Consider the following 22,968-nt stretch of genomic DNA (forward strand, 5'->3'; position numbering starts at 1 on the left):
CCTGCTGAGCATCATCAAGCCGTACCCGTCGCCGTTGATCACTGGGCGTGGCATCGACCTGGACTTTCCGATGCTCGTCGGTTGCCTGGCCTTGCTGGGCCTGGGCCTGGTGATGATCACGTCCGCGTCGTCGGAAGTGGCGGCGGTGCAGTCGGGCAACACGCTTTATCACATGATTCGCCACCTGATTTACCTGGTGATTGGCGTGGGCGCGTGCATCGTCACCATGATGGTGCCCATCGCCACCTGGCAACGCCTGGGCTGGCTGATGCTGCTCGGTGCCTTTGGCCTGTTGGTGATGGTGCTGTTGCCGGGGATTGGCCGCGAGGTCAACGGCTCGATGCGCTGGATCGGCTTCAGCTTCTTCAACGTACAGCCTTCGGAGATCGCCAAGGTCTTCGTGGTGATCTACCTTGCCGGTTACCTGGTGCGTCGCCAGAAAGAAGTGCGCGAGAGCTGGATGGGGTTCTTCAAGCCGTTCATCGTGTTGCTGCCGATGGCGGGCCTGCTGCTGATGGAGCCGGACTTCGGCGCCACGGTGGTGATGATGGGGGCGGCGGCGGCCATGTTGTTCCTGGGGGGCGTCGGGCTGTTCCGTTTCACCCTGATGGTCGCGCTAGCGGTGGGGGCCGTGACGGTGCTGGTACAGGCGCAACCGTATCGGATGGCGCGCCTGATCACCTTTACCGATCCGTGGGCCGACCAGTTCGGTTCCGGCTATCAATTGACCCAGGCGCTGATCGCCTTCGGTCGCGGCGAATGGCTGGGCGTGGGCCTGGGCAACAGCGTGCAGAAACAGTTCTACCTGCCGGAAGCCCACACCGACTTCGTGTTCTCGGTCCTGGCCGAAGAGCTGGGTGTGGTGGGTTCCTTGTGCACCCTTGCCCTGTTCGTGTTCGTCTGCGTGCGCGGCATGTACATCGGCTTGTGGGCCGAGAAGGCCAAGCAGTTTTTTGCCGCGTATGTGGCGTATGGCCTGTCATTCCTGTGGATCGGCCAGTTCCTGATCAACATCGGCGTGAACGTCGGCCTGCTGCCGACCAAAGGCCTGACGCTGCCGTTCCTCAGTTATGGCGGCAGCTCCCTGGTGATCTGCTGTGCCTGTCTGGGCCTGTTGCTGCGCATCGAATGGGAGAGTCGAACCCACCTGGGCAGCGAAGAGATGGAGTTTCAAGAGAGCGACTTTGCCGAGGAGCCGACTCATGGGCGCTAACGTACTGATCATGGCGGGCGGTACCGGCGGGCACGTATTCCCGGCGTTGGCCTGTGCCCGGGAGTTCCAGGCGCGCGGCTACACCGTGCACTGGCTGGGAACGCCTCGGGGTATCGAGAACGAACTGGTGCCCGGCGCCGGCCTCGAACTGCACCGAATCGACGCCAGCGGCCTGCGGGGCAAGGGCAAGTTGTCGTTGCTCAAGGCGCCGTTGATGCTGCTCAAGTCGGTCTGGCAGGCGCGGGCGATCATCCGTCGGTTGCGGCCGGTGTGCGTAGTGGGGTTTGGCGGTTATGTGACCGGTCCTGGCGGCGTTGCGGCAAAACTGGCCGGTGTGCCGGTGATCGTCCATGAGCAGAACGCCGTGGCCGGTACCGCCAATCGGTTACTGGTGCCGTTGGCCGCCCGGGTCTGTGAAGCCTTTCCCGACACCTTTACCCTGTCGGGCAGCCGCCGCACCACCGGTAATCCGGTGCGTACCGAGCTGTTTTTCGATACGCCGCGCCCAGCCCTGGCTGGACGCAAGGCACGTTTGCTGGTCCTGGGCGGAAGCCTGGGGGCAGAACCGTTGAACAAATTGCTGCCCGACGCCCTGTCGCAGGTCGCCCCCGAACTGCGCCCGGAAGTGTTTCACCAAGCCGGCAAAAACCACGATGAAGTGACCGCCGAGCGCTACCGCGCCGTCGGCGTCGAGGCGCAAGTGCAGCCTTTCATCAAAGACATGGCCCAAGCCTATGGCTGGGCCGACCTGGTGGTCTGCCGCGCAGGCGCGCTGACCATCAGTGAACTGGCTGCCGCCGGTCTGCCCTCGATGCTGGTGCCTTTGCCCCACGCCATCGACGATCACCAGACCCGTAACGCCGACTATTTGGCCCGTGAAGGCGCTGCCTTCCTGATGCCGCAAAGAACGACTGGCGCCGCGGATCTTGCCGCCCGCCTGACAGAGGTTTTGATGCAGCCGCAACGACTTGAAGACATGGCCCGTGCCGCACGCCGCCTGGCCAAACCCGATGCCACGACCCAAGTGGTCGATACCTGCCTGGAGGTGGCCCATGGTTGAGAATCGCAAAGCCATGCCGCAACCGGAAATGCGCCGTATCCGCCGCATCCACTTCGTCGGTATCGGCGGCGTGGGCATGTGCGGGATCGCCGAGGTGCTGCTGAACCTGGGGTACCAGGTTTCGGGTTCCGACCTGAAGGCCTCCCCGGTCACCGAGCGCCTGGAGTCCTTCGGCGCGCAGATATTTATTGGCCACCGTGCCGAGAACGCCGCCAATGCCGACGTGCTGGTGGTTTCCAGCGCCGTGAACACCTCCAACCCGGAAGTCGCCACCGCCCTGGAACGCCGCATCCCCGTGGTACCACGGGCCGAGATGCTGGCCGAGCTGATGCGCTATCGCCACGGCATCGCCGTCGCCGGTACCCACGGCAAGACCACCACCACCAGCCTGATCGCCTCGGTGTTCGCGGCCGGTGGCCTGGACCCGACCTTCGTGATCGGCGGTCGGCTGAATGCCGCGGGCACCAATGCCCAACTGGGCACCAGCCGCTACCTGATCGCCGAAGCCGACGAAAGCGATGCGAGTTTCCTGCACCTGCAACCGCTGGTGGCCGTGGTTACCAACATCGACGCCGACCACATGGCGACCTACGACGGTGACTTCAACAAACTGAAGAAAACCTTCGTCGAGTTCCTGCACAACCTGCCGTTCTACGGTTTGGCGGTGGTGTGCCTGGACGACCCAGTGGTGCGCGAGATCCTGCCACTGATCAAGCGCCCGACGGTGACCTACGGGTTTGGCGAAGAGGCCGACGTGCGCGCCATCAATGTGCGCCAGCAGGGCATGCAGACGTTCTTCACCGTGCTGCGCCCTGATCGCGAGCCGTTGGATGTGTCGGTGAACATGCCCGGCAACCACAACGTGCTGAACGCCTTGGCCACCATCTGCATCGCCACTGACGAAGGCGTCAGCGACGAAGCCATCGTCCAAGGCCTGTCCGGGTTCCAGGGCGTGGGCCGACGTTTCCAGGTCTACGGCGAACTGCCGGTGGACGGCGGCAACGTGATGCTGGTGGATGACTACGGTCACCACCCGACCGAAGTCGCGGCGGTGATCAAGGCCGTGCGCGGTGGCTGGCCTGAGCGCCGCCTGGTGATGGTCTACCAGCCGCACCGCTACAGCCGCACCCGCGACCTGTACGACGATTTCGTCCAAGTATTGGCCGACGCCAATGTGTTGCTGTTGATGGAAGTCTACCCGGCCGGTGAAGAGCCGATCCCGGGGGCCGACAGCCGCCAGCTGTGCCACAGCATTCGCCAGCGCGGGCAGTTGGACCCGATCTACATCGAACGCGGCGTGGACCTCGCGCCGCTGGTCAAGCCGCTGCTGCGCGCCGGCGACATCCTGCTGTGCCAGGGTGCCGGTGACATCGGTGGCCTGGCCCCGAAACTGTTGAACAGTCCGTTATTCGCCGGGGCAATCGTGGCTGCCAGCGAGGGGAAACTGAAATGATTGCTGCCTACGCCAACCTGGTCTCGACCCTTGATCCGAAAGCCTTCGGCCGCGTTGCCGTGCTGTTCGGCGGCAAGAGCGCCGAGCGCGAGGTGTCCCTCAAGTCCGGCAACGCCGTGCTGCAAGCCCTGCAAGGCGCCGGTGTCGACGCATTCGGCATCGACGTGGGCGACGACTTCCTGCAGCGCCTGCTGAGCGAAAAGATCGATCGCGCGTTCATCATTCTTCACGGTCGTGGCGGCGAAGACGGCAGCATGCAAGGCCTGCTCGAGTGCCTGGGCATTCCCTACACCGGCAGCGGCATCCTGGCTTGCGCCCTGGCGATGGACAAGCTGCGCACCAAGCAGGTCTGGCACAGCCTCGGCATTCCGACGCCGCGTCACGCCGTGCTGGCGTCCGAGGCCGATTGTATTTCGGCGGCCACGGAACTGGGCTTCCCTTTGATCGTCAAACCGGCCCATGAAGGTTCAAGTATCGGCATGGCGAAAGTGAATTCGCTGCCTGAGTTGACCACGGCATGGAAAGACGCCAGCTCCTACGATTCGCAAGTGTTGGTCGAGCAATGGATCACCGGTCCCGAGTTCACCATCGCCACCCTGCGTGACCAGGTGTTGCCTCCGATTGCGCTGGGTACGCCCCACACGTTCTACGACTACGACGCCAAGTACGTCGCCAACGATACCCAGTACCGCATTCCCTGCGGGCTGGACGCCGCCAAGGAAAAAGAACTGATGGAACTCACGGGCAAGGCCTGTGAGGCGCTGGGTATCGCCGGTTGGGGCAGGGCGGACGTGATGCAGGACGCCGATGGGCAGTTCTGGTTCCTGGAAGTCAACACCGCGCCTGGCATGACCGACCACAGCCTGGTGCCGATGGCGGCTCGCGCCGCCGGTCTGGATTTCCAGCAACTGGTGCTGTCGATCCTGGCCGCCAGTGTTGGCCATCAAGAGCCAAGAGGTTAAGCCATGCAAGGCGCATCGCTTCGTCATCAGCCATCCGCACCCGGTCGCAAGCCGGTGCCGCGGGGTGCCAGCCGAATGGTGGCCAAAGAGCCGATGTCGGCGCGCTTGCCGAAAGCCAATTTTGGCTTTCTCAAGAGCTTGTTCTGGCCGGTGCTGCTGGTGGCGTTGGGGTTCGGTACGTATGAAGGCGCGCAACGGTTGCTGCCTTATGCCGACCGCCCAATCGCCCGGATCAACGTCCAGGGCGACCTGAGCTACATCAGCCAGCAGGCCGTGCAGCAGCGGATCGCTCCCTTCGTCGCGTCGAGTTTCTTCACCATCGACCTGGCGGGCATGCGCAAGGAACTGGAGCAGATGCCTTGGATCGCCCACGCCGAAGTTCGGCGGGTGTGGCCTGACCAGGTGTCGATCCGCCTGGAAGAACAATTGCCGGTGGCCCGTTGGGGCGACGAATCGTTGTTGAACAACCAGGGCCAGGCGTTTACGCCGCGGGAACTGGCCAACTACGAACATTTGCCACAACTGTTCGGCCCACAGCGGGCCCAGCAGCAAGTGATGCAGCAATACCAGGTGTTGAGCCAGATGTTGCGGCCACTGGGCTTCTCCATCGCACGCCTGGAGTTGCGTGAGCGCGGCAGTTGGTTCCTGACCACTGGCGCGGGCAGCTCGGGGCCGGGCATCGAGCTGTTGCTCGGGCGCGGGAACCAGGTGGAAAAGATGCGCCGTTTTATCGCCATTTATGACAAGACGCTCAAAGAACAGATTACGAACATTGCGCGCATCGATCTGCGCTACGCCAACGGCCTGGCTGTTGGCTGGCGGGAACCTGTAGCGCCCACGACGGCCGAACCCGCCGTCGCGAAGAATTAAGAAGAGGCAGGACCCATGGCAAACGTGCAAAGCGGGAAAATGATCGTCGGTCTTGATATCGGCACTTCCAAGGTGGTGGCGCTGGTAGGCGAAGTCGCGGACGACGGCACGCTGGTCATCGTCGGGATCGGTACACACCCGTCCCGCGGCTTGAAAAAAGGCGTGGTGGTGAACATCGAGTCCACCGTGCAATCGATCCAGCGCGCCATCGAAGAGGCGCAACTGATGGCCGGTTGCCGGATCCACTCGGCGTTCGTCGGCGTGGCGGGCAATCACATCCGCAGCCTGAACTCCCACGGCATCGTGGCAATTCGTGATCGCGAGGTCAGTTCCGCCGACCTTGAGCGCGTACTCGACGCGGCCCAGGCCGTGGCGATCCCGGCGGACCAGCGTGTACTGCACACCCTGCCGCAGGATTACGTGATCGATAACCAGGAAGGCGTGCGTGAGCCCCTGGGCATGTCCGGCGTGCGTCTGGAAGCCAAGGTCCACGTGGTGACCTGTGCGGTGAACGCTGCGCAGAACATCGAGAAATGCGTACGTCGCTGCGGCCTGGAAATCGACGACATCATCCTCGAGCAACTGGCCTCGGCCTACTCGGTGCTGACCGACGACGAGAAAGAACTGGGCGTGTGCCTGGTGGACATCGGCGGCGGCACTACAGACATCGCGATCTTCACCGAAGGCGCCATTCGCCACACGGCGGTGATTCCGATTGCCGGCGACCAGGTGACCAACGACATCGCCATGGCGTTGCGCACCCCGACCCAGTACGCCGAGGAAATCAAGATCCGTTACGCCTGCGCCCTGGCGAAGCTGGCCGGTGCCGGCGAAACCATCAAGGTGCCAAGCGTCGGCGACCGTCCACCGCGCGAACTGTCGCGCCAGGCCCTGGCCGAAGTGGTCGAGCCGCGTTATGACGAGCTGTTCACGCTGATCCAGGCCGAACTGCGTCGCAGTGGCTACGAAGACCTGATCCCGGCCGGCATTGTGCTGACCGGCGGTACGTCGAAGATGGAAGGCGCGGTCGAGCTGGCCGAAGAAATTTTCCACATGCCGGTGCGCCTGGGCGTGCCCCATGGCGTCAAGGGCCTGGATGACGTGGTCCGCAACCCGATCTATTCCACTGGCGTGGGCCTGTTGATGTACGGCTTGCAGAAACAGTCCGACGGGATTTCGTTTTCGGGCATCGGCAGCCGCGACAGCTACAGCAGCGACGAGCCGAAGGCTCCGCTGTTCGAGCAGCTCAAGGCTTGGGTCAAAGGCAACTTTTAAACAGTTTCAAAGCTTCAAGCGGCAGGTTTCAGGCTTGGCGCAGGAAGACGCAGCAAACGCAGTAGGCGAAAAAACTAGAGAATGAAAGGAGAGGGAAAATGTTCGAACTCGTAGACAACATCCCCGCTAGCCCGGTTATCAAAGTAATCGGTGTCGGCGGTGGCGGCGGCAACGCTGTCAACCACATGGTCAAGAGCAACATCGAAGGCGTCGAATTCATTTGCGCCAACACTGATGCTCAAGCGCTGAAAAACATCGGCGCGCGGACCATCCTGCAACTGGGTACCGGCGTGACCAAGGGCCTGGGTGCCGGCGCGAATCCTGAGGTTGGCCGTCAGGCTGCCCTGGAAGACCGCGAGCGCATCGCCGAAGTCCTGGCCGGCACCAACATGGTGTTCATCACCACTGGCATGGGCGGTGGTACCGGTACCGGTGCCGCCCCGATCATTGCCGAAGTGGCCAAGGAAATGGGCATCCTCACCGTTGCGGTGGTGACCCGTCCGTTCCCGTTTGAAGGCCGCAAGCGCATGCAGATCGCCGACGAAGGCATCCGCGCGCTGAGCGAAAGCGTCGACTCGTTGATCACCATTCCTAACGAGAAGCTGCTGACCATCCTGGGTAAAGACGCAAGCCTGCTGTCGGCTTTCGCCAAGGCCGATGACGTACTGGCCGGTGCCGTTCGCGGTATCTCCGACATCATCAAGCGTCCAGGCATGATCAACGTCGACTTCGCCGACGTACGCACTGTGATGTCCGAAATGGGCATGGCGATGATGGGCACTGGCTGCGCCAGCGGTCCGAACCGTGCGCGCGAAGCCACCGAAGCGGCTATCCGCAACCCGTTGCTCGAAGACGTCAACCTGCAGGGTGCCCGCGGTATCCTGGTGAACATCACCGCCGGTCCCGACTTGTCCCTGGGCGAGTACTCCGACGTGGGTAGCATCATCGAGGCGTTCGCTTCCGACCACGCGATGGTCAAGGTCGGCACCGTGATCGATCCGGACATGCGTGACGAGCTGCACGTGACCGTGGTTGCCACTGGCCTGGGCGCGAAAATCGAGAAACCGATGAAGGTGATCGATAACACCGTCCAGACCGCCATGGCCTCCCAGCCACAGCAGCAAGCCCCCGTTCGTCAGGAGCAGCCTGCGGTGAACTACCGTGACCTGGACCGTCCGACCGTCATGCGCAACCAGGCCCAGGCCGGTGCTGCGGCTGCCGCGAAGATGAATCCGCAAGACGATCTGGATTACCTGGACATCCCGGCATTCCTGCGTCGTCAGGCCGATTGATGAAATGTATCAGGGGGATACGGGTGATTGGTGTTCAGCAAAGGTCTGGTCTGCTATCATCGCCAGCCTTTGTTGATACCAGTTCGCAATTTGCGCTGAAGCGGCCCATGCCATGATTAAACAACGCACCCTGAAGAATATTATCCGTGCCACAGGTGTCGGTTTGCACTCCGGCGAGAAGGTCTACCTGACCCTCAAGCCCGCGCCTGTCGATACCGGCATCGTGTTTTGTCGTGCCGACCTCGACCCTGTGGTGCAGATTCCTGCTCGCGCGGAAAACGTTGGTGAAACCACTATGTCGACCACTCTGGTCAACGGTGACACCAAAGTGGACACGGTGGAGCATTTGCTCTCGGCCATGGCTGGCCTGGGCATCGATAACGCCTACGTCGAGCTCTCCGCGTCCGAAGTCCCAATCATGGATGGCAGTGCCGGACCCTTCGTATTCCTGATTCAATCGGCTGGCCTGGAAGAGCAGGACGCAGCCAAGAAGTTCATCCGTATCTTGCGGGAAGTGACAGTGGAAGACGGCGATAAGCGCGCCACTTTCGTCCCTTTCGAAGGATTCAAGGTGAGCTTCGAGATCGACTTCGATCACCCGGTTTTCCGTGACCGCACCCAGAGTGCAAGCGTGGATTTTTCCAGCACTTCGTTCGTAAAAGAAGTCAGCCGCGCCCGTACCTTTGGTTTCATGAGTGACATCGAGTACCTGCGCAAGCACAACCTCGCACTCGGCGGCAGCGTTGAAAACGCGATCGTGGTCGATTCCGATGGTGTATTGAACGAAGACGGCCTTCGCTATGAAGACGAATTCGTCAAACACAAGATCCTTGATGCAATCGGTGACCTCTACCTGCTGGGCAATAGCCTGATTGGTGAGTTCAAGGGCTTCAAGTCCGGCCATGCACTGAACAACCAGCTGCTGCGCAAGTTGATTGAGCAGAAAGATGCTTGGGAAGTCGTGACGTTCGAAGACGCCAGCACCGCACCAATCTCTTACATGCGCCCTGTTGCGGCCGTGTAAGCAAAAAACCTCTCTAGTTTTTGAAGGCTGCCTTTGGGTGGCCTTTTTTTATGGGTGCTTTCTTGTGTATATCCGTTAATTCGGTAGCGACGGCTTAGGGTTCCGCCCTTACGGCGCCTCGGTTAAGCTTTTGATCTGGAGCGTCAGGCATGCCGAGCCTAGGCGAGGCACCGGGTGGTGGGGCAGAGGCGTTTTGGTTACTTTCGCCTGGGCCGGCATTCCGGCTTTTCGAAAGTGACCCGCCGTCAGGGCGGAACCCTAAGTGGCCGTTACCAAAGAACGGATATACACCCCAATTAAGCGCCCTACAGCCACAGGGGAGCGTCACATCGCGCAAACCACACGATTTCGCCCACTGGCCTTAGCCTGGTACAGGGCCTTGTCCGCGGCGAGTAAAAGTTGCGGGAGTTCGCCATACGGCCCGTTCAGCCAAGTAGCGATGCCAATACTCACCGTCATGGGGGCTCCCCCCTTGATCATCGGTGGCAGTTGTTCAACCGCGTCACGAATGTTCTGGGCCATGGCGAACGCACCGGCGGTGGTGGTCTCCGGCAGCACCACCGAGAACTCTTCACCGCCATAGCGCGCTGCCAGGTCGGCGGGGCGTCGCACATGCTGGCCGATCAACTGCGCCAAGGCCCTCAGGGCCTCGTCACCCTGTTGATGACCATGGCGATCATTGAACGCCTTGAAATGATCGGCATCGATCATCAACACAGACAAGGGTTGGCCCGAACGTTGGGCGCGCAGCCATTCCTGTTGCAACGTTTCGTCCAGCGTTCGTCGATTGGCCAGGCCGGTGAGGGCGTCGACCGACGCCAGTTGGGCCAATTTCCGTTCAGCTCTGTAGCGGCGTCGCAATTCGCAGCGCAGCAGCCAGGTGAGCCAGAGCAAACCGATGCACAGCGCACCGGTGGCACCGCTGACCAGCAATGCCGTGCGTTGCCATGAGGCGAACACCTCTTGAGAGGAGAGCGCCACCACGACGATCAAGGGCAAGTTGCCCACCTGGGAAAAAGTGTACAGGCGCGGCGTCTGATCCTGGCCAGAAACGCTGGTAAAACTGCCATTGCCTTCGCGCAGGATCCGCATGAAATTCGGTCGGTGACTGAAGTCCTTGCCTGTCATGTCTTCGGCCAAAGGGGGCTCTTGAGCCAGGAGAATACCGTCTCGGCTGACCAGGTTGACCGTACCGTCATGACCGATGTTCAGACTCTTGAACAGTTGGTTGAAGTAGTTGAGGCGCATTGCGGCCTCGGCCACGCCCATGAACTCACCCCGTTCGTTGCTCAATCGATAGCTGAAACTGATGCGCCAGTCCTGCGCGTGACTTCTGGAGCGGAACGGGCGGCTGACCATCATGCCCGGGTTTGTATCTTGGATATGGGACTGGAAATACTCCCGATCGGCATAGTTGTCTTTACGCGGCGTGATCGAGGCGGAATCAGCGATCACATCGCCGCCTTTGTCCAGCAGCAGGATGTCGCCTTTGTAGGGGGCGGTGGTGGCGCGGTCGAACAGCGCCAGATGGCGAATCGCCGGCGATACGTCTTTCAGGTCTTCGCGTTTGGCGGCGCCGACCAAACCTTGCAGCGACAGATCGTAGAGCTCCACGTTACGCAGCACATCGGTGTTAATCAGTTGCACGATATTGGTCGCCGCACGTGTCGCTGCCTGTTGTGCGGCGCCATGTTCGCGAATCAGTAGGAAGGTCACGATGCTCAGGATGGCGATGACAACCAGCGAACTGGCCAGTACGAGTACCCGTTCTGAATGTATCGAAGGCGGGGTGTTGCCGGGTGTTGCACTGCGCGCGCTCATGGGGCCGATGTCTACGTTGTCATGTGGCTGGGATCCTTCCCAAAGGATTGCAAACCGGCAATGAAGCAGATGCTGGCCTTTTGCTGATTGTGCTTGGATCGGTGAGGGTGGGCAATCAGTGTTTGCGCAATAACTGGGAGGGGCTGGTGAAGGCTGCGATCTGTTGATTTTGATCCGGTTGGCTTTCGCCCGGCATTCAATGCAGGAAAAGACGCCACCTTGTGGCTGCCTCAGGCTGGCAAGCGGATCCCGAACGTGTTGGCGCCACTGTTGCTGCGCAAGGTCTCGACGCGATAGATGCACTCGAATAGTCGCGGCAGGTGTTCGCCGGCAATCGGTTTGCCAGGGTGGGGGACGGCTAACTGACAGGCTTGTCAGTTTTGTCCTGGCTTGCTGTCAGATGAATGGTTGTGCCAGATGAAACTGCCCTGCGCGCGGTGATATCGGGCAGGTATACTGCCGCCTTTCGCGGCTCGCCCTTCGGGCCCGACTTGCATGCATGACCCGGAGCCTTACATGACTTCCCCGACACCTTCGCCTGCAGACGAATTCCCTGGCGGCGAACAGGCCGACTTGTCCGACAGCGATGTTTCCAGCAACGAGGACGTCAAAGCGGCGATCCCTGCCTTCAAATTCCCGTTCAAACCCGGTGAACTGGCTGCGGCCAAGGGCGCCAGCCAGCAGCCGTGGTACAAGAACGGCGCGAAGAATGGCCACACCAAAACCCCGGGCGCCGCGCCTCCCGGCACGCGTCGTTCGATGGGTAAGCGCTGAAATCATCCTTCACGCACGGGGGCGACTTCAGTTCGCGACCCGTGCGCCCGCCAGGCTTCCACTCAATTCGTAAGCCGCCAGCTCAGACTGCTGTGCTGCGAGGATTTCCGGCAACGAGCCTCGCAGGTACTCGACCCAGGTCTTGATCTTCGCATCCAGGTATTGGCGCGACGGGTAGATGGCATAGAGGTTCAGTTCCTGGGAGCGGTAGCTGGGCATGACCCGTACCAGCGTGCCGTTGCGTAAGCCTTCGATGGCCGCGTACACCGGCAATATCCCCACGCCCATGCCGCTGGTGATCGCGGTTTTCATCGCATCGGCGGAATTCACCAGGAACGGCGAACTGTTGATGGTGACCATCTCCTGGCCTTCCGGGCCGTCGAACACCCATTTTTCCAGCGCAATGACCGGGCTGACCAGGCGCAGGCAGGCGTGGTTGAGCAGGTCGCCGGGTTGTTGTGGGCAGCCGCTGGTTTTCACGTAGGCGGGCGAGGCGCAGACGATGCTGTAGGTGATCCCCAGGCGCTGGGAGACGAAGCCCGAATCCGGTAACTCGCTGGCGAGCACGATGGAGACGTCGTAGCCCTCGTTCAGGATGTCCGGCACCCGGTTGGCCAGGGTCAGGTCGAAGGTCACATCCGGATGCGTCTTGCGGTAACGGGCGATGGCGTCGATCACGAAATGTTGGCCGATGCCGGTCATCGTATGGACCTTCAACTGCCCGGCCGGTCGCGCATGGGCGTCGCTGGCCTCGGCTTCCGCTTCTTCGACATAAGCCAGGATCTGCTCGCAACGCAACAAATAGCGTTTACCCGCTTCGGTCAGGGCAATGCGGCGAGTGGTGCGGTTGAGCAAGCGGGTTTGCAGATGGGCTTCCAGGTTGGAAACCGCACGCGACACGTTGGCCGTCGTGGTGTCCAGTTGCGCGGCGGCGGCGGTGAAACTGCCCGCTTCGGCAACACAACTGAACGCGCGCATGTTTTGCAAGGTGTCCATGGAGGGCTCTCTTGGGAGGTGGCAAATTGTGACACGAAGTTACAGAGCAGCGGGACCCGACTAATGGATTATCGCGTTAACGGTAACAAAGATTCACAGAAAGGTCGGCTTATCGCCGGGGAGGGCGATGCCTAGAATTGCCGCCAATCCTGGGTCACTGATTCCTGTGGGAGCGAGCCTTTGTGGGAGCCGAGCTTGCTCCCACAGGTGTGTTACCAGGCATGCATTCTCATGATCGCTTCATGCCCCCCATCTCAGGAATTTTGCGCAAGTGCCGCGTTGCATCAGCAGAGAGCTGAAGACTCTCAGTGTTTGGGTTCTGACATTAACCATTAGCGGTTGCATCGGGACCGGCGGGATAGGGCCGCAAAACCAGGTATTGCCAGCCAACCAACTGGCTACCGATGCAGCCATCCGCGAGGCGGTTCGCGACGCCCACTGGCCCACCCGCCAGTGGTGGCAAGCCTACGGCGATCGGCAGTTGGATCGCTGGGTCGACCTGGCCATGCAGGACAGCCCGAGCCTGGCCATGGCCGCCGCGCGGGTGCGCCAGGCCAAGGCCATGGCCGGTATTGCCGAGGCCGCCGAGTCGCTGCAGATCAATGGCGAGGCGACCCTTAAGCGCCATCACTGGCCCACCGATCAGTTCTATGGTCCGGGTGAGTTGGCCGACACCACAACCTGGGACAACAACGCCGCCCTGGGCTTGAGCTACGCCCTGGACCTGTGGGGCCGCGAGCGCAATGCCAGCGAACGGGCGGTTGACCTGGCCCATGTCAGTGTCGCTGAGGCGCGTCAGGCGCAACTGGAACTGCAAAGCAACATTGTGCGCGCCTACATCCAGTTTTCATTGCACTACGCCCAGCGCGATATCGTCGCCGCGACCCTCCACCAACAAGAGCAGATTCTCGACCTTGCGCAGAGGCGCCTGGACGGCGGCATCGGCACTCATTTCGACGTCAGCCAGGCCCAGGCACCGCTGCCCGAGACCCATCGTCAATTCGACGCTCTGGACGAAGCCATCGCCTTGAGCCGCAATCAGTTGGCGGCCCTGGCCGGCAAGGGGCCGGGGGTGGGGGCGCAATTGCAACGCCCGACCCTGGCCCTCGGCGCGCCCTTGAAGCTGCCGTCGGCCTTGCCCGCCGAACTGCTCGGCCAGCGTCCGGATGTGGTTGCCGGGCGTTGGCAGGTGGCGGCCCAGGCCCGGAGCATCGAGGTGGCCCGGGCCGGTTTTTATCCCAACGTCGACCTGGTGGGGAGCCTCGGCTACATGGCCACCGGCGGTGGGGCGCTGGAGTTCTTGACGGGTAAGAAGCTCACCTACAACGTCGGGCCGGCGATCACGTTGCCGATCTTCGATGGCGGGCGCTTGCGTTCGCAGTTGGGCGAGGTGGCGGCCGGTTATGACATCGCTGTGGCGCACTACAATCAGACACTGGTGAACGCCCTCAAGGGGATTTCCGATCAGTTGATCCGCCGTCAATCCATGGACAAGCAGCAGGTCTTCGCCGCCGAATCGGTGGCCGTCGCCCAGCGGACCTACGACATTGCAATGGTAGCGTTCCAGCGCGGGCTCACCGATTACCTCAACGTGCTCAACGCCCAAAGCCTGTTGTTCAAGCAACAACAGGTGCAACAGCAAGTGCAGGCGGCGCGCTTGAGTGCCCATGCCGACCTGGTGACGGCGCTGGGTGGCGGGTTGGACCCTGTAGGAGCTGCCGAGTGCAACGAGGCTGCGATCTTTCCTCAGGCACCTGAGTCCCAAGCGAAAAGATCAAAAGATCGCAGCCTTTGGCAGCGCCTACACAGCTGCGACAAGGCACAACCCAAGCGGGAGCAAGTTCCCTCACCACGATGCGGGGTATGCCTTCCTTGACGTCTTTACTTTGGCTGTACCGTCTCCAATGGCGCCGTGGTTTCTTCGACTGGGCCCGCAGCGACGGGGTGACCTGGGTCTACATCTTCAAGGTTCTGTTTGCCGCATTCCTGACCTTGTGGCTGGCAATGCGCCTGGAGTTGCCGCAACCACGCACGGCCATGATCACCGTGTTCATCGTCATGCAGCCCCAGAGCGGCCAGGTGTTCGCCAAGAGTTTCTACCGCTTTGTTGGCACTCTGGCCGGCTCGGCGGTGATGGTGGCGTTGATCGCCTTGTTTGCCCAGAACACCGAGCCGTTCCTCGCTTGCCTGGCGGTCTGGGTTGGTCTCTGTTCAGCAGGGGCGGCGCGTTATCGCAACTTCCGGGCCTATGGTTTTGTGCTGGCCGGCTACACCGCGGCGATGATCGGCCTGCCGGCCCTGGCCCATCCGGAAGGCGCGTTCATGGCGGCGGTCTGGCGGGTGCTGGAGATTTCCCTGGGGATCCTCTGCGCCACCCTGGTCAGCGCCGCGATCCTGCCGCAAACCGCCAGTGCAGCCATGCGCAATGCGTTGTACCAGCGCTTTGGGGTATTTGCCCTGTTTGTCACTGATGGCCTGCGTGGGCGCAGCCAGCGGGAGGCATTCGAAGCGCGCAACGTGGGCTTCATCGCCGAGGCGGTGGGCCTGGAAAGCCTGCGCAGCGTAACCGTGTTCGAAGACCCGCACATGCGTCGGCGCAACGGTCGGCTCAGTCGCTTGAACAGCGAGTTCATGGGCATCACCACCCGCTTTAACGCTTTGCACCAGTTGCTTGAGCGCTTGCGCAGCAGTGCGGCGGATCATGTGGTCAATGCCATCAAGCCGGGTTTGCAGACGTTGGCCGAACTGCTGGACGGTTTCAGTGGTCGCACCCTGATCGACGCCGATGCGGCCCGTCTGGCGGCGGCGCTGGCCGAGTACAAGGCCGAGCTGCCGGCCCAGGTGCGAAGGCTGCGGGCGTTGTTCCAGGAAACGGCGCCCAGTGATGGGCAGCAACTGGATTTCCATACCGCCTACGAGCTGCTTTATCGCTTCGTCGACGACTTGCACGGCTATGCCCTGACTCACGCCTCCCTGGCCGATCATAGCCACGAACGTGAGCGCTGGGATGAACCGTTCGTGCCGCAGACCAACGGGCTGGCCGCCACGGCATCGGGTGTTCGCGCCGCCTTCATCCTGTTGGTACTGGGGAGTTATTGGGTCGCCACGGCCTGGTCGAGCGGCGCGACCATGACGATGATCGCCGCCGCCACCGTGGGCTTGTCGGCCGCAACACCGAACCCCAAGCGCATGGCTTTCCAGATGGCCTGCGGCACGTTGTTCGGGGCGTTGATCGGCTTTGTCGAGATGTTCTTCATCTTCCCGTTGATCGACGGCTTCCCTTTGCTCTGCGTGATGCTGGCGCCGGTGATCATGCTCGGTTCGTTCCTCAGTTCGCGACCGAAATACGCCGGGGTCGGGCTGGGTCTGCTGATCTTTTTCAGCACCGGTTCGGTGCCGGACAACCTGACGGTCTACAACCCCTACGCCTTCATCAACGATTACATCGCGATGATTCTCGGCATGCTGGTGTGTGCCGCGGCCGGGGCAATCATTTTGCCGCCCAACAGCCGTTGGTTGTGGCGCCGGCTCGAACAGGATTTGCGTGAGCAAGTGGTGTTTGCCATCAGTGGCAAGCTCAAGGGCCTGGCGTCGAGCTTCGAAAGTGGTACTCGCGACTTGCTGCATCAGGCCTACGGGTTGGCGGCGGGGCAGCCTCGGGTGCAACGGGACTTGCTGCGCTGGATGTTCGTGGTGCTGGAGGTCGGTCACGCGATTATCGAGTTGCGCAAGGAACAGGCGATTTTGCCGGTGCATCCGGCTTATGCGCAAAGCCAGCCGTGGCGCCAGGCGATTCGTGTGATGGGGCGGGCGCTGGTGCGCCTGTTCCGCCAACCGAGCCAGAGCAATCTGGGGCGTGCCCTGGTGGCAGTGGACCACGCCATCGGCCGCGTGCAGGCCACCGACGAACCCTTCGCCCCGCATTTCGACACCTCGGCCCTGCGCCGCGTAAAAAGCTACCTGCATTTCATCCGCACTTCTTTGCTCGACCCGCAATCGCCATTGGCCGGCTATGCCAGGCCGCACGCCGCACCGCTGCTCCAGGAACCTGAACATGCCCCGTGAGATCGCTTTCCATGGTGTGTACATGCCCACCATGACCCTGATGTTTTTCATCGCCGCCGCCCTGGCCTGGGCCTTGGATCGTTTTCTGTCGGGGTTGGACCTGTACCGCTTCTTCTGGCACCCGGCGTTGCTCCGCCTGAGTCTGTTTACCTGTCTGTTCGGCGCGCTGGCGCTGACGGTGTACCGTTGAGATCGATGCGATGAAAAAGTTTTTCAGCCTGTTGGCGACGCTGTTGGTACTGGCCCTGGCGCTGTGGGTCGGCCGTACGCTGTGGGTCCATTACATGAACACGCCCTGGACCCGCGATGGCCGGGTGCGGGCCGACATCATCAATGTGGCGGCCGATGTCAGCGGCGAGGTGGTCGAGGTGCCGGTGCGCGACAACCAACGGGTGACAAAGGGCGACCTGCTGATGCGCATCGACTCCGAGCATTACCGCATCGCCGTGAAGCAGGCTCGCTCCCTGGTGGCGTCGCGCAAGGCCACTTGGGAAATGCGCAAGGTCAATGCCCATCGGCGTGCCGACTTGGACAGCCTGGTGATCTCCCGGGAAAACCGCGACGACGCCAGCAATATCGCCGACTCCGCCCTGGCCGACTACCAGCAGGCCCAGGCGCAATTGGAGGCCGCGGAGCTGAACCTGTCGCGCACCGAAGTGCGCGCGGCGGTGGATGGCTACGTCACCAACCTCAATGTGCACCGCGGCGACTATGCGCGCATTGGCGAGGCGAAAATGGCTGTGGTGGACATGAATTCGTTCTGGGTCTACGGCTTCTTCGAAGAAACCAAATTGCCCAAGGTGCGGGTCGGCGATTCGGCGCAGTTGCAGTTGATGAGCGGTGAGGTGCTCAAGGGGCACGTGGAAAGTATTTCCCGAGGGATCTACGACCGCGACAACCCCGAGAGCCGTGAGTTGATTGCGGACGTGAATCCCACGTTCAACTGGGTACGCCTGGCCCAGCGGGTGCCGGTGCGCATCCATCTCGATGAAGTGCCCGACGCTGTGCTGCTGGCGGCGGGAATGACTTGCACCGTTGTGGTCGAGCCGCACGTCGGACGCTGAGGTTTTTTCCAATGTAGTAACTATCTACCACCAAGCCTGTCCCAAGCCCGTTCAAGCTTGTGTCTTCGACTGAAGGAGCTCTCGATGACCCAGCTGACTCACCATCATTTCATTCGCCGCCGGCTGCCCATTTGGCTGCTGGATGCGAACCAGACCGAACAGGCAAAACTACGACAGGCCGCCCTGGACCTGGTCGAAGCAGGGTATGGCTTCAACCAAGCGATGAGTGTTATCCCGTCGTTGCGCGACTTTGCGCTGTCGCGCATGCAACCCTCCATGGATCGTTTTTTCGGCACGCACATCGACTTGGAACGTTCTGAACTGACCAGGCACTTTCGCGATGAATGCGCGACCTATCCGATACCTGGAGGAGGGCTCTCAACGCCGGTATGTGCCCCCCATCCCCCCGAAAAGCGATCGCTGCTGGAACACGCATTGATCAATTTCACCGTCTCCGATACTCAGGCGCAGGCTTTTATCGGAGGCAGTCGGTTCACGCTTTACCCTGACCCTGACCCTGGCAGCACTGGCAGCGTACACATTCACGATTTTGCCAAGCTCTGTCGTGATCTCGATACAGGAACAGCTTACGGTCACGAGCTGCGACGCCAACTGCCCCAGCTTTCCCATGATGCGGTTGCTTTGCCAACCTTCGCGGCAACGTACATCGAATACAAAAAGACGCAGCTGCGACACGACGCCCAGCAAGCCCGCATGCAGGGTTTGTTGGATATCACGGGCGAACGCATCCTGGCGTCCTTTGGCGTGCATCTCGATGCATCCACCCCCCTAGAACCGTTGTCGACGGCGTTCGCCAGCGGTCTTGAATTGAGCGACCGTTGGCGGGCGGAGCATCGCATCATCCTGCCAGGGGGGCGTGTATTTTGGGGCGATCGCCAGACCGCCGGGCGACAGGTGCCAATAGTGGTCCATATGCCTGGCGATCCTGTCTCGCCCATCAAGCAATATGCCAACTCGGCCGCGTTCCAGGCGGATCTGGTCGAGCGTTTGAAAGACCTTCGATATGCGGCATTTTTCTCCCGACTTTTGCCGCTGCCTCATAGAAACTGGAGCGACCCGGCGCTGGTTCAACTATTGCGCAAGGGAGAAACCAACCTGCTCAAGGCCCACGAACTACGCGGGGACTTCTGGCAAGGCCTGTACCGTGAGTGGCGTAGCGTTGTGCTGAGCAGTGCATTGAGCCAGGCCCGCTCAGTGGCTGATATTGACCGAGACGTTCTGATTGGCGAAGCCTGGATGTGGCTGGGCGCCGGGCTGCAATTTTTCAGCGGTATCAGCATGTTCCTGCCGGGCGTCGAGCCACTGGCCTGGGCAGGGGTTGCGCTGGGGATGGGGCAATTCATCCTGGATGTCTATGAAGGCGCCCATGCGCTCAACCTGGGAGAGCGGCTAGAAGCGATCCAGCATCTGTTCAGCGCCGCGATGAGCGCCGCGACCTTCGCGGTTGGGGCCTTGGGGGCCAATCATCTGCTTGATGACATGAACCCGGTGGTCACGACCAATGGCAATGAGCGGCTTTGGCACGGTCGCACCGAGGCGTTCGCCAGCCTGCGGTCGCCGCCGGACTACGCGACGGTCGACCCCTATGGCGTCTGGCGCGCTGCGGATGATGCCTGGGTAAAGATAGATGGACGTTTCTACGAGGTGACCGGCGAAGAACTTGATCTGCATCTCAGGCTTCCCCCCGATCACCGTGGCGTAGTGCCGGCCGTGGAGTGGCGCCGACCGACAGGGTGGCGCTGGATGCATCGCGATCCCTTGGGCATGCAAGGCGCACGGTTGCTGCGGGACATCGATCCCCAGTTGCAATCCTTGACAAGCGCCGCCCTGGACGATGCTCAGCGACTGGTCGGTATCAGTGATGATCGACTGCGCTACCTGGCAGTGAACGGCGAGCCACTCCCGATACTTTTGCCGTACATGGCTCGGCGTCTTGCCGCCGGGGCGCAAATAGCGGACGCGATCACCCGACTGCGTGCCGATCAAGCCTTACCGAATGTGCCCCTGGGGGTTGCGCAATTACTCACGGAGTTGCCCGGTTGGCCGGCCCGTCGTGCGTTTCGCTATTTGGACGCACGAGCCTCTTTTTTCATCGCAGGAGAAGCCCCCGAGCTGCATCTCGACGGTGCCGCGTTCAACACCGGCCAATGGCAGGAACGGTTGTTGGGGCAATTGGAGGCGCGCGAGAAGAGCGCTTTGCTGGGGCCTGAAACCCCCTGGGAGGCCCCAGCCATCACCCATCGCCGCCTCGCCAACCTGTTGGCCGATAGTCTGGAGCGCTACGGCTACCGGTTGATCGATAACTTCGCCAGTCTTGCAGCCCGACATCCGAACGCAGTGCGCTTGCGTCGCGACTTTCCCAGTTTGCCGGAGCCCCTGGCGGATGCCCTGCTGTCGAGTATGAGCGTCGAAGAACAACATGGCCTTAGCACTGGTCGCGTACCACAGAGCCTTGCCCTACGAACGGTCGAAGTGCTGCGTGAGTTACGTGTCGTGCGTGCATTGGAAGCGTTGAAGGACGGTGTGTCCGGTAATGACCGGGACCGTTTGGTCATGCGGCTGTTGGCATCCGAGCTGGCGGAACTGGTAGAGCCGGTAGGTGTGCAACTGCTGCTCGATGGCGGTTTTGTCGAGCCGTTGCAAGCCGGTGACGCTGGGCCGCTGAAGACGATTCGCCGCCGCGACGGTCGCTACGAGCCTTTCGACCAGACGGGTAACGAGCTCAGCCCACCCACAGACCTGGAAGATGCTTTGCTGCGGGGCTTGCCGGACTCGGCCCGTCGCCAGTTGGGTCTGGATATTTGGCAGCAGGACAGGCTGCGTGGCCGTCTGATGGAGCGTGCCTTGAGCAGCCGCGAGCCGTTGCGCTCCGCGTTGGGCATTCGGCCATTGCAACTTGCCGGTGTACGTTCCCTTGAGCGAGTGGGTGAGCACCTGGGCTACCCGATGAGTGGGCGAGGCCTGGGGGGCTGGCAGCGCAGACCCACCGTGCAATCTCGCCTTCAGACGCTCTACCCGGACGCAACGATCAGCGCCCGGATGATGACCGAACTCCAGCTGCGCAGTGAGCACACCGGCAGATCCCTGGCCCTGCTGATCAGTGAAAAAGAAGCCGAATGGAAGACCCTCGATGAGAGCCTGGAGATCTGGGAGCAAGCCCAGGGCAAGCACCATGCCGTGGAACATGATGATCCGGGCGTGAGGACGGCGATCCGCCAGAACGTAGGCAGGGCGTTGCGCCGCAGTTGGCGCCGTGAGATCCGTTTTCCCGTTGGGCCACGCGAAGTGCTGAGTTTGGCGGTGGAGGCTTGCCCAATAGGGGAGCTGCCGAGGCTTACCGCTGATTTCAACCATGTTGAGGTGATCTCACTCAAGGGGCTGGCTTTAAGTGAAGATCCCTCGGATTTCTTGAGTCGCTTTCCCTCACTCGTCGAGCTCACGCTGACCAATAATCGCCTCTCACGTTGCCCCAGCGCCGTGGCTGGCATGACAGGGCTGCGGTTTCTGTTATTGAACGAGAACCCGCTTGTTTTCAACGATCAGGTTTTCGCGCCCCTGCTCGCGCCAACCCCCAGCGCCACGCTGGAATGGCTTGAGCTTTCCGGCGTGTCCGGCGGCCTGGAGCCTGCGCTCGTTCAAGGCGCCGTCTCGGCGATCGAGGCGCTGGCAGCGTTGCCGCGGCTCAAACACTTGGTGTGGAAAAATAACCTCTCGTTCGGGCCCCAGCTGCTGCAAGCCATTGGACGCCTGAGGCAATTGGAGGCCCTCAGCCTGAGCGATAGCAGGCTGGTCTTGGATGAGCAAAACCATTCGTTCCTGGGCCATCTCAATCGCCTTGTCGCACTGGACCTGAGCGGCAATCGCGTGATTGATTTACCGAATATGGCGGGATTCCCCCAGTTGGAATTGGTGAACTTGGCCCAGTCGAAACTCAGAGAGATTCCTGCGGCACTCATCGAACTATTACAGCGCATCCCCTCCCGCAAGCTATTTTTGATCTTGCGCGAAAACGCCATTACCAATCTGGACGCCCTGCTATCGGTGTTGCCCCACAATGCGCAAGGCAGCCAGTCGCTGGGTGTGAACCTGGATGACAACCCGCTGCCGGTGAGCCAGATCGCCAGGCTGCGAGCAGCGGGTTATCGCTTTGCGTATACCCGTGACCTCTGGGTCTCGGACACGAGGCTGCGCGGCAGTTTCGAACAGCTTCGCGAAAACCCCTCCAGTGCGAGATTCCTCGACTGGCTCAGCGATGAGATAACCCGCCTTGGCGGGGTGCAGGAGATCGGACTCAACACTTCCGGGCCGAACTACCGCGGCGTGACAGCCGCCGAGCGTCTTTTCAATCTGGACGGTTCCATGGAGTTCACACGTCAGCGTGTCACCGACCTTGATGAGCGCTTCAAGGCCTTGCGGTCACGTATTTATTCGCGTCTGGAGCCCAGCATGCGCCATCGGACATTTACGTTGGGTGAGCTGGAGAGGCATCTGCAATCATTCCGCTACTTCTGCTTGGACCTGGCGGGTCCCAAGCCGAACGATTTTCCCCGGTTCATTTCGCAGCACTATCACGTTTGGGCTGATCTACAGGCCATCAACGATGGGTGGAGCCCCCAGGTATTCAACGCTCGCGCAACCGAGGCGCTTTTCGTCAGCCATCTGTTGACAGATTTCACGGAAGGAGAACCGCAATTCGAGACGCTTTCCTGGGCACCCTACCTCAAGGAAATGTCGCCCATTTGGCGTGCATTCGAGGAGGGATGGGAGTCTATTGTCGACAGCCTGAGCAACGCATCTTTTGGTGACCCTCTGGATACCTCGCCATGGCCTCGCGAGCTTCTCGACAGCATGACCCACCCGCCCCAGACGCAACCGCCTTTGGAACCGGTACAAGGGGTGGAGTGGGGACGCGGTGTCATTGAACTCGATTCCGAACAGCTACGTCGGGCATCGTTGATCATTAAATTTGTCCAGGCGACCGAAGCTAGACGTGTGGCAACCCAGGCTACCGAGGCGTTGGTGCGGGGCTGGTGGCCGATCAGACCTGCCATCTGATCTTCGACAGGCGCTGTCTTTCA

16 protein-coding genes are annotated in these 22,968 nt (G+C 61.5%); 14 read left to right on the forward strand and 2 right to left on the reverse strand.

The features are described from left to right. Position 1: 1 nt before the first annotated feature. The 8 genes from ftsW (at position 2) to lpxC (ending at position 9,149) form a co-directional block, all read left to right on the forward strand. Positions 2 to 1,213: a putative lipid II flippase FtsW gene (ftsW, locus tag AACY42_RS07105; RefSeq protein WP_339478258.1), complete on the forward strand. Its 1,212-nt coding sequence runs from the start codon at positions 2 to 4 to the stop codon at positions 1,211 to 1,213. After that, complete coding sequence (gene murG / locus AACY42_RS07110) at positions 1,203 to 2,273, forward strand: undecaprenyldiphospho-muramoylpentapeptide beta-N-acetylglucosaminyltransferase (protein WP_339478084.1); 1,071 nt, start codon at positions 1,203 to 1,205, stop codon at positions 2,271 to 2,273. The genes ftsW and murG overlap by 11 nt, the downstream gene beginning before the upstream one ends. Beyond that, positions 2,266 to 3,726 (forward strand): UDP-N-acetylmuramate--L-alanine ligase, encoded by a 1,461-nt coding sequence (gene murC, locus AACY42_RS07115; protein ID WP_339478086.1) that lies wholly within the window; start codon positions 2,266 to 2,268, stop codon positions 3,724 to 3,726. Before murG ends, murC begins: the two co-directional genes overlap by 8 nt. After that, complete coding sequence (locus AACY42_RS07120; protein ID WP_339478088.1) at positions 3,723 to 4,688, forward strand: D-alanine--D-alanine ligase; 966 nt, start codon at positions 3,723 to 3,725, stop codon at positions 4,686 to 4,688. Before murC ends, AACY42_RS07120 begins: the two co-directional genes overlap by 4 nt. 3 nt (positions 4,689 to 4,691) lie before the next feature. After that, positions 4,692 to 5,558: a cell division protein FtsQ/DivIB gene (locus AACY42_RS07125; protein WP_339478091.1), complete on the forward strand. Its 867-nt coding sequence runs from the start codon at positions 4,692 to 4,694 to the stop codon at positions 5,556 to 5,558. Positions 5,559 to 5,573: 15 nt separating this feature from the next. Then, positions 5,574 to 6,833, forward strand: a complete 1,260-nt coding sequence (gene ftsA / locus AACY42_RS07130) for a cell division protein FtsA (RefSeq protein ID WP_024618465.1) — start codon at positions 5,574 to 5,576, stop codon at positions 6,831 to 6,833. Between the two features lie 98 nt (positions 6,834 to 6,931). Beyond that, the gene (gene ftsZ, locus AACY42_RS07135; protein WP_339478098.1) at positions 6,932 to 8,125 is read left to right on the forward strand and encodes a cell division protein FtsZ; all 1,194 of its coding nucleotides are present in this window, start codon (positions 6,932 to 6,934) and stop codon (positions 8,123 to 8,125) included. Positions 8,126 to 8,237: 112 nt separating this feature from the next. Further along, a complete protein-coding gene (gene lpxC / locus AACY42_RS07140) occupies positions 8,238 to 9,149 on the forward strand; it encodes a UDP-3-O-acyl-N-acetylglucosamine deacetylase (RefSeq protein WP_030139673.1) in 912 nt (303 codons plus the stop codon). A gap of 324 nt (positions 9,150 to 9,473) precedes the next feature. On the opposite strand, the gene AACY42_RS07145 is transcribed toward lpxC, so the two are convergent. Beyond that, positions 9,474 to 10,970, reverse strand: a complete 1,497-nt coding sequence (locus tag AACY42_RS07145; RefSeq protein ID WP_339478101.1) for a sensor domain-containing diguanylate cyclase — start codon at positions 10,968 to 10,970, stop codon at positions 9,474 to 9,476. A gap of 516 nt (positions 10,971 to 11,486) precedes the next feature. On the opposite strand from AACY42_RS07145, the gene AACY42_RS07150 reads away from it, so the two are divergent. Next, positions 11,487 to 11,744 (forward strand): hypothetical protein, encoded by a 258-nt coding sequence (locus tag AACY42_RS07150; protein ID WP_339478103.1) that lies wholly within the window; start codon positions 11,487 to 11,489, stop codon positions 11,742 to 11,744. A 27-nt stretch (positions 11,745 to 11,771) separates the two neighbouring features. On the opposite strand, the gene AACY42_RS07155 is transcribed toward AACY42_RS07150, so the two are convergent. Further along, the gene (locus AACY42_RS07155; protein WP_339478105.1) at positions 11,772 to 12,740 is read right to left on the reverse strand and encodes a LysR family transcriptional regulator; all 969 of its coding nucleotides are present in this window, start codon (positions 12,738 to 12,740) and stop codon (positions 11,772 to 11,774) included. A gap of 271 nt (positions 12,741 to 13,011) precedes the next feature. On the opposite strand from AACY42_RS07155, the gene AACY42_RS07160 reads away from it, so the two are divergent. The 5 genes from AACY42_RS07160 (at position 13,012) to AACY42_RS07180 (ending at position 22,945) form a co-directional block, all read left to right on the forward strand. Beyond that, positions 13,012 to 14,616, forward strand: coding sequence for an efflux transporter outer membrane subunit (locus AACY42_RS07160; protein WP_445261550.1), 1,605 nt, complete (start codon positions 13,012 to 13,014; stop codon positions 14,614 to 14,616). Beyond that, positions 14,604 to 16,805, forward strand: coding sequence for an FUSC family protein (locus tag AACY42_RS07165; RefSeq protein WP_445261736.1), 2,202 nt, complete (start codon positions 14,604 to 14,606; stop codon positions 16,803 to 16,805). Before AACY42_RS07160 ends, AACY42_RS07165 begins: the two co-directional genes overlap by 13 nt. After that, positions 16,795 to 16,995: a DUF1656 domain-containing protein gene (locus tag AACY42_RS07170; protein WP_024617598.1), complete on the forward strand. Its 201-nt coding sequence runs from the start codon at positions 16,795 to 16,797 to the stop codon at positions 16,993 to 16,995. The genes AACY42_RS07165 and AACY42_RS07170 overlap by 11 nt, the downstream gene beginning before the upstream one ends. Before the next feature lie 10 nt (positions 16,996 to 17,005). Then, positions 17,006 to 17,869 (forward strand): HlyD family secretion protein, encoded by an 864-nt coding sequence (locus AACY42_RS07175; protein ID WP_339478111.1) that lies wholly within the window; start codon positions 17,006 to 17,008, stop codon positions 17,867 to 17,869. Positions 17,870 to 17,953: 84 nt separating this feature from the next. Beyond that, complete coding sequence (locus AACY42_RS07180) at positions 17,954 to 22,945, forward strand: leucine-rich repeat domain-containing protein (protein WP_339478113.1); 4,992 nt, start codon at positions 17,954 to 17,956, stop codon at positions 22,943 to 22,945. Positions 22,946 to 22,968: the final 23 nt, after the last annotated feature.

It is taken from the genome of Pseudomonas sp. RL_5y_Pfl2_73 (genome assembly GCF_963970515.1).
In the GTDB taxonomy this organism is placed as follows: Bacteria; Pseudomonadota; Gammaproteobacteria; order Pseudomonadales; family Pseudomonadaceae; genus Aquipseudomonas.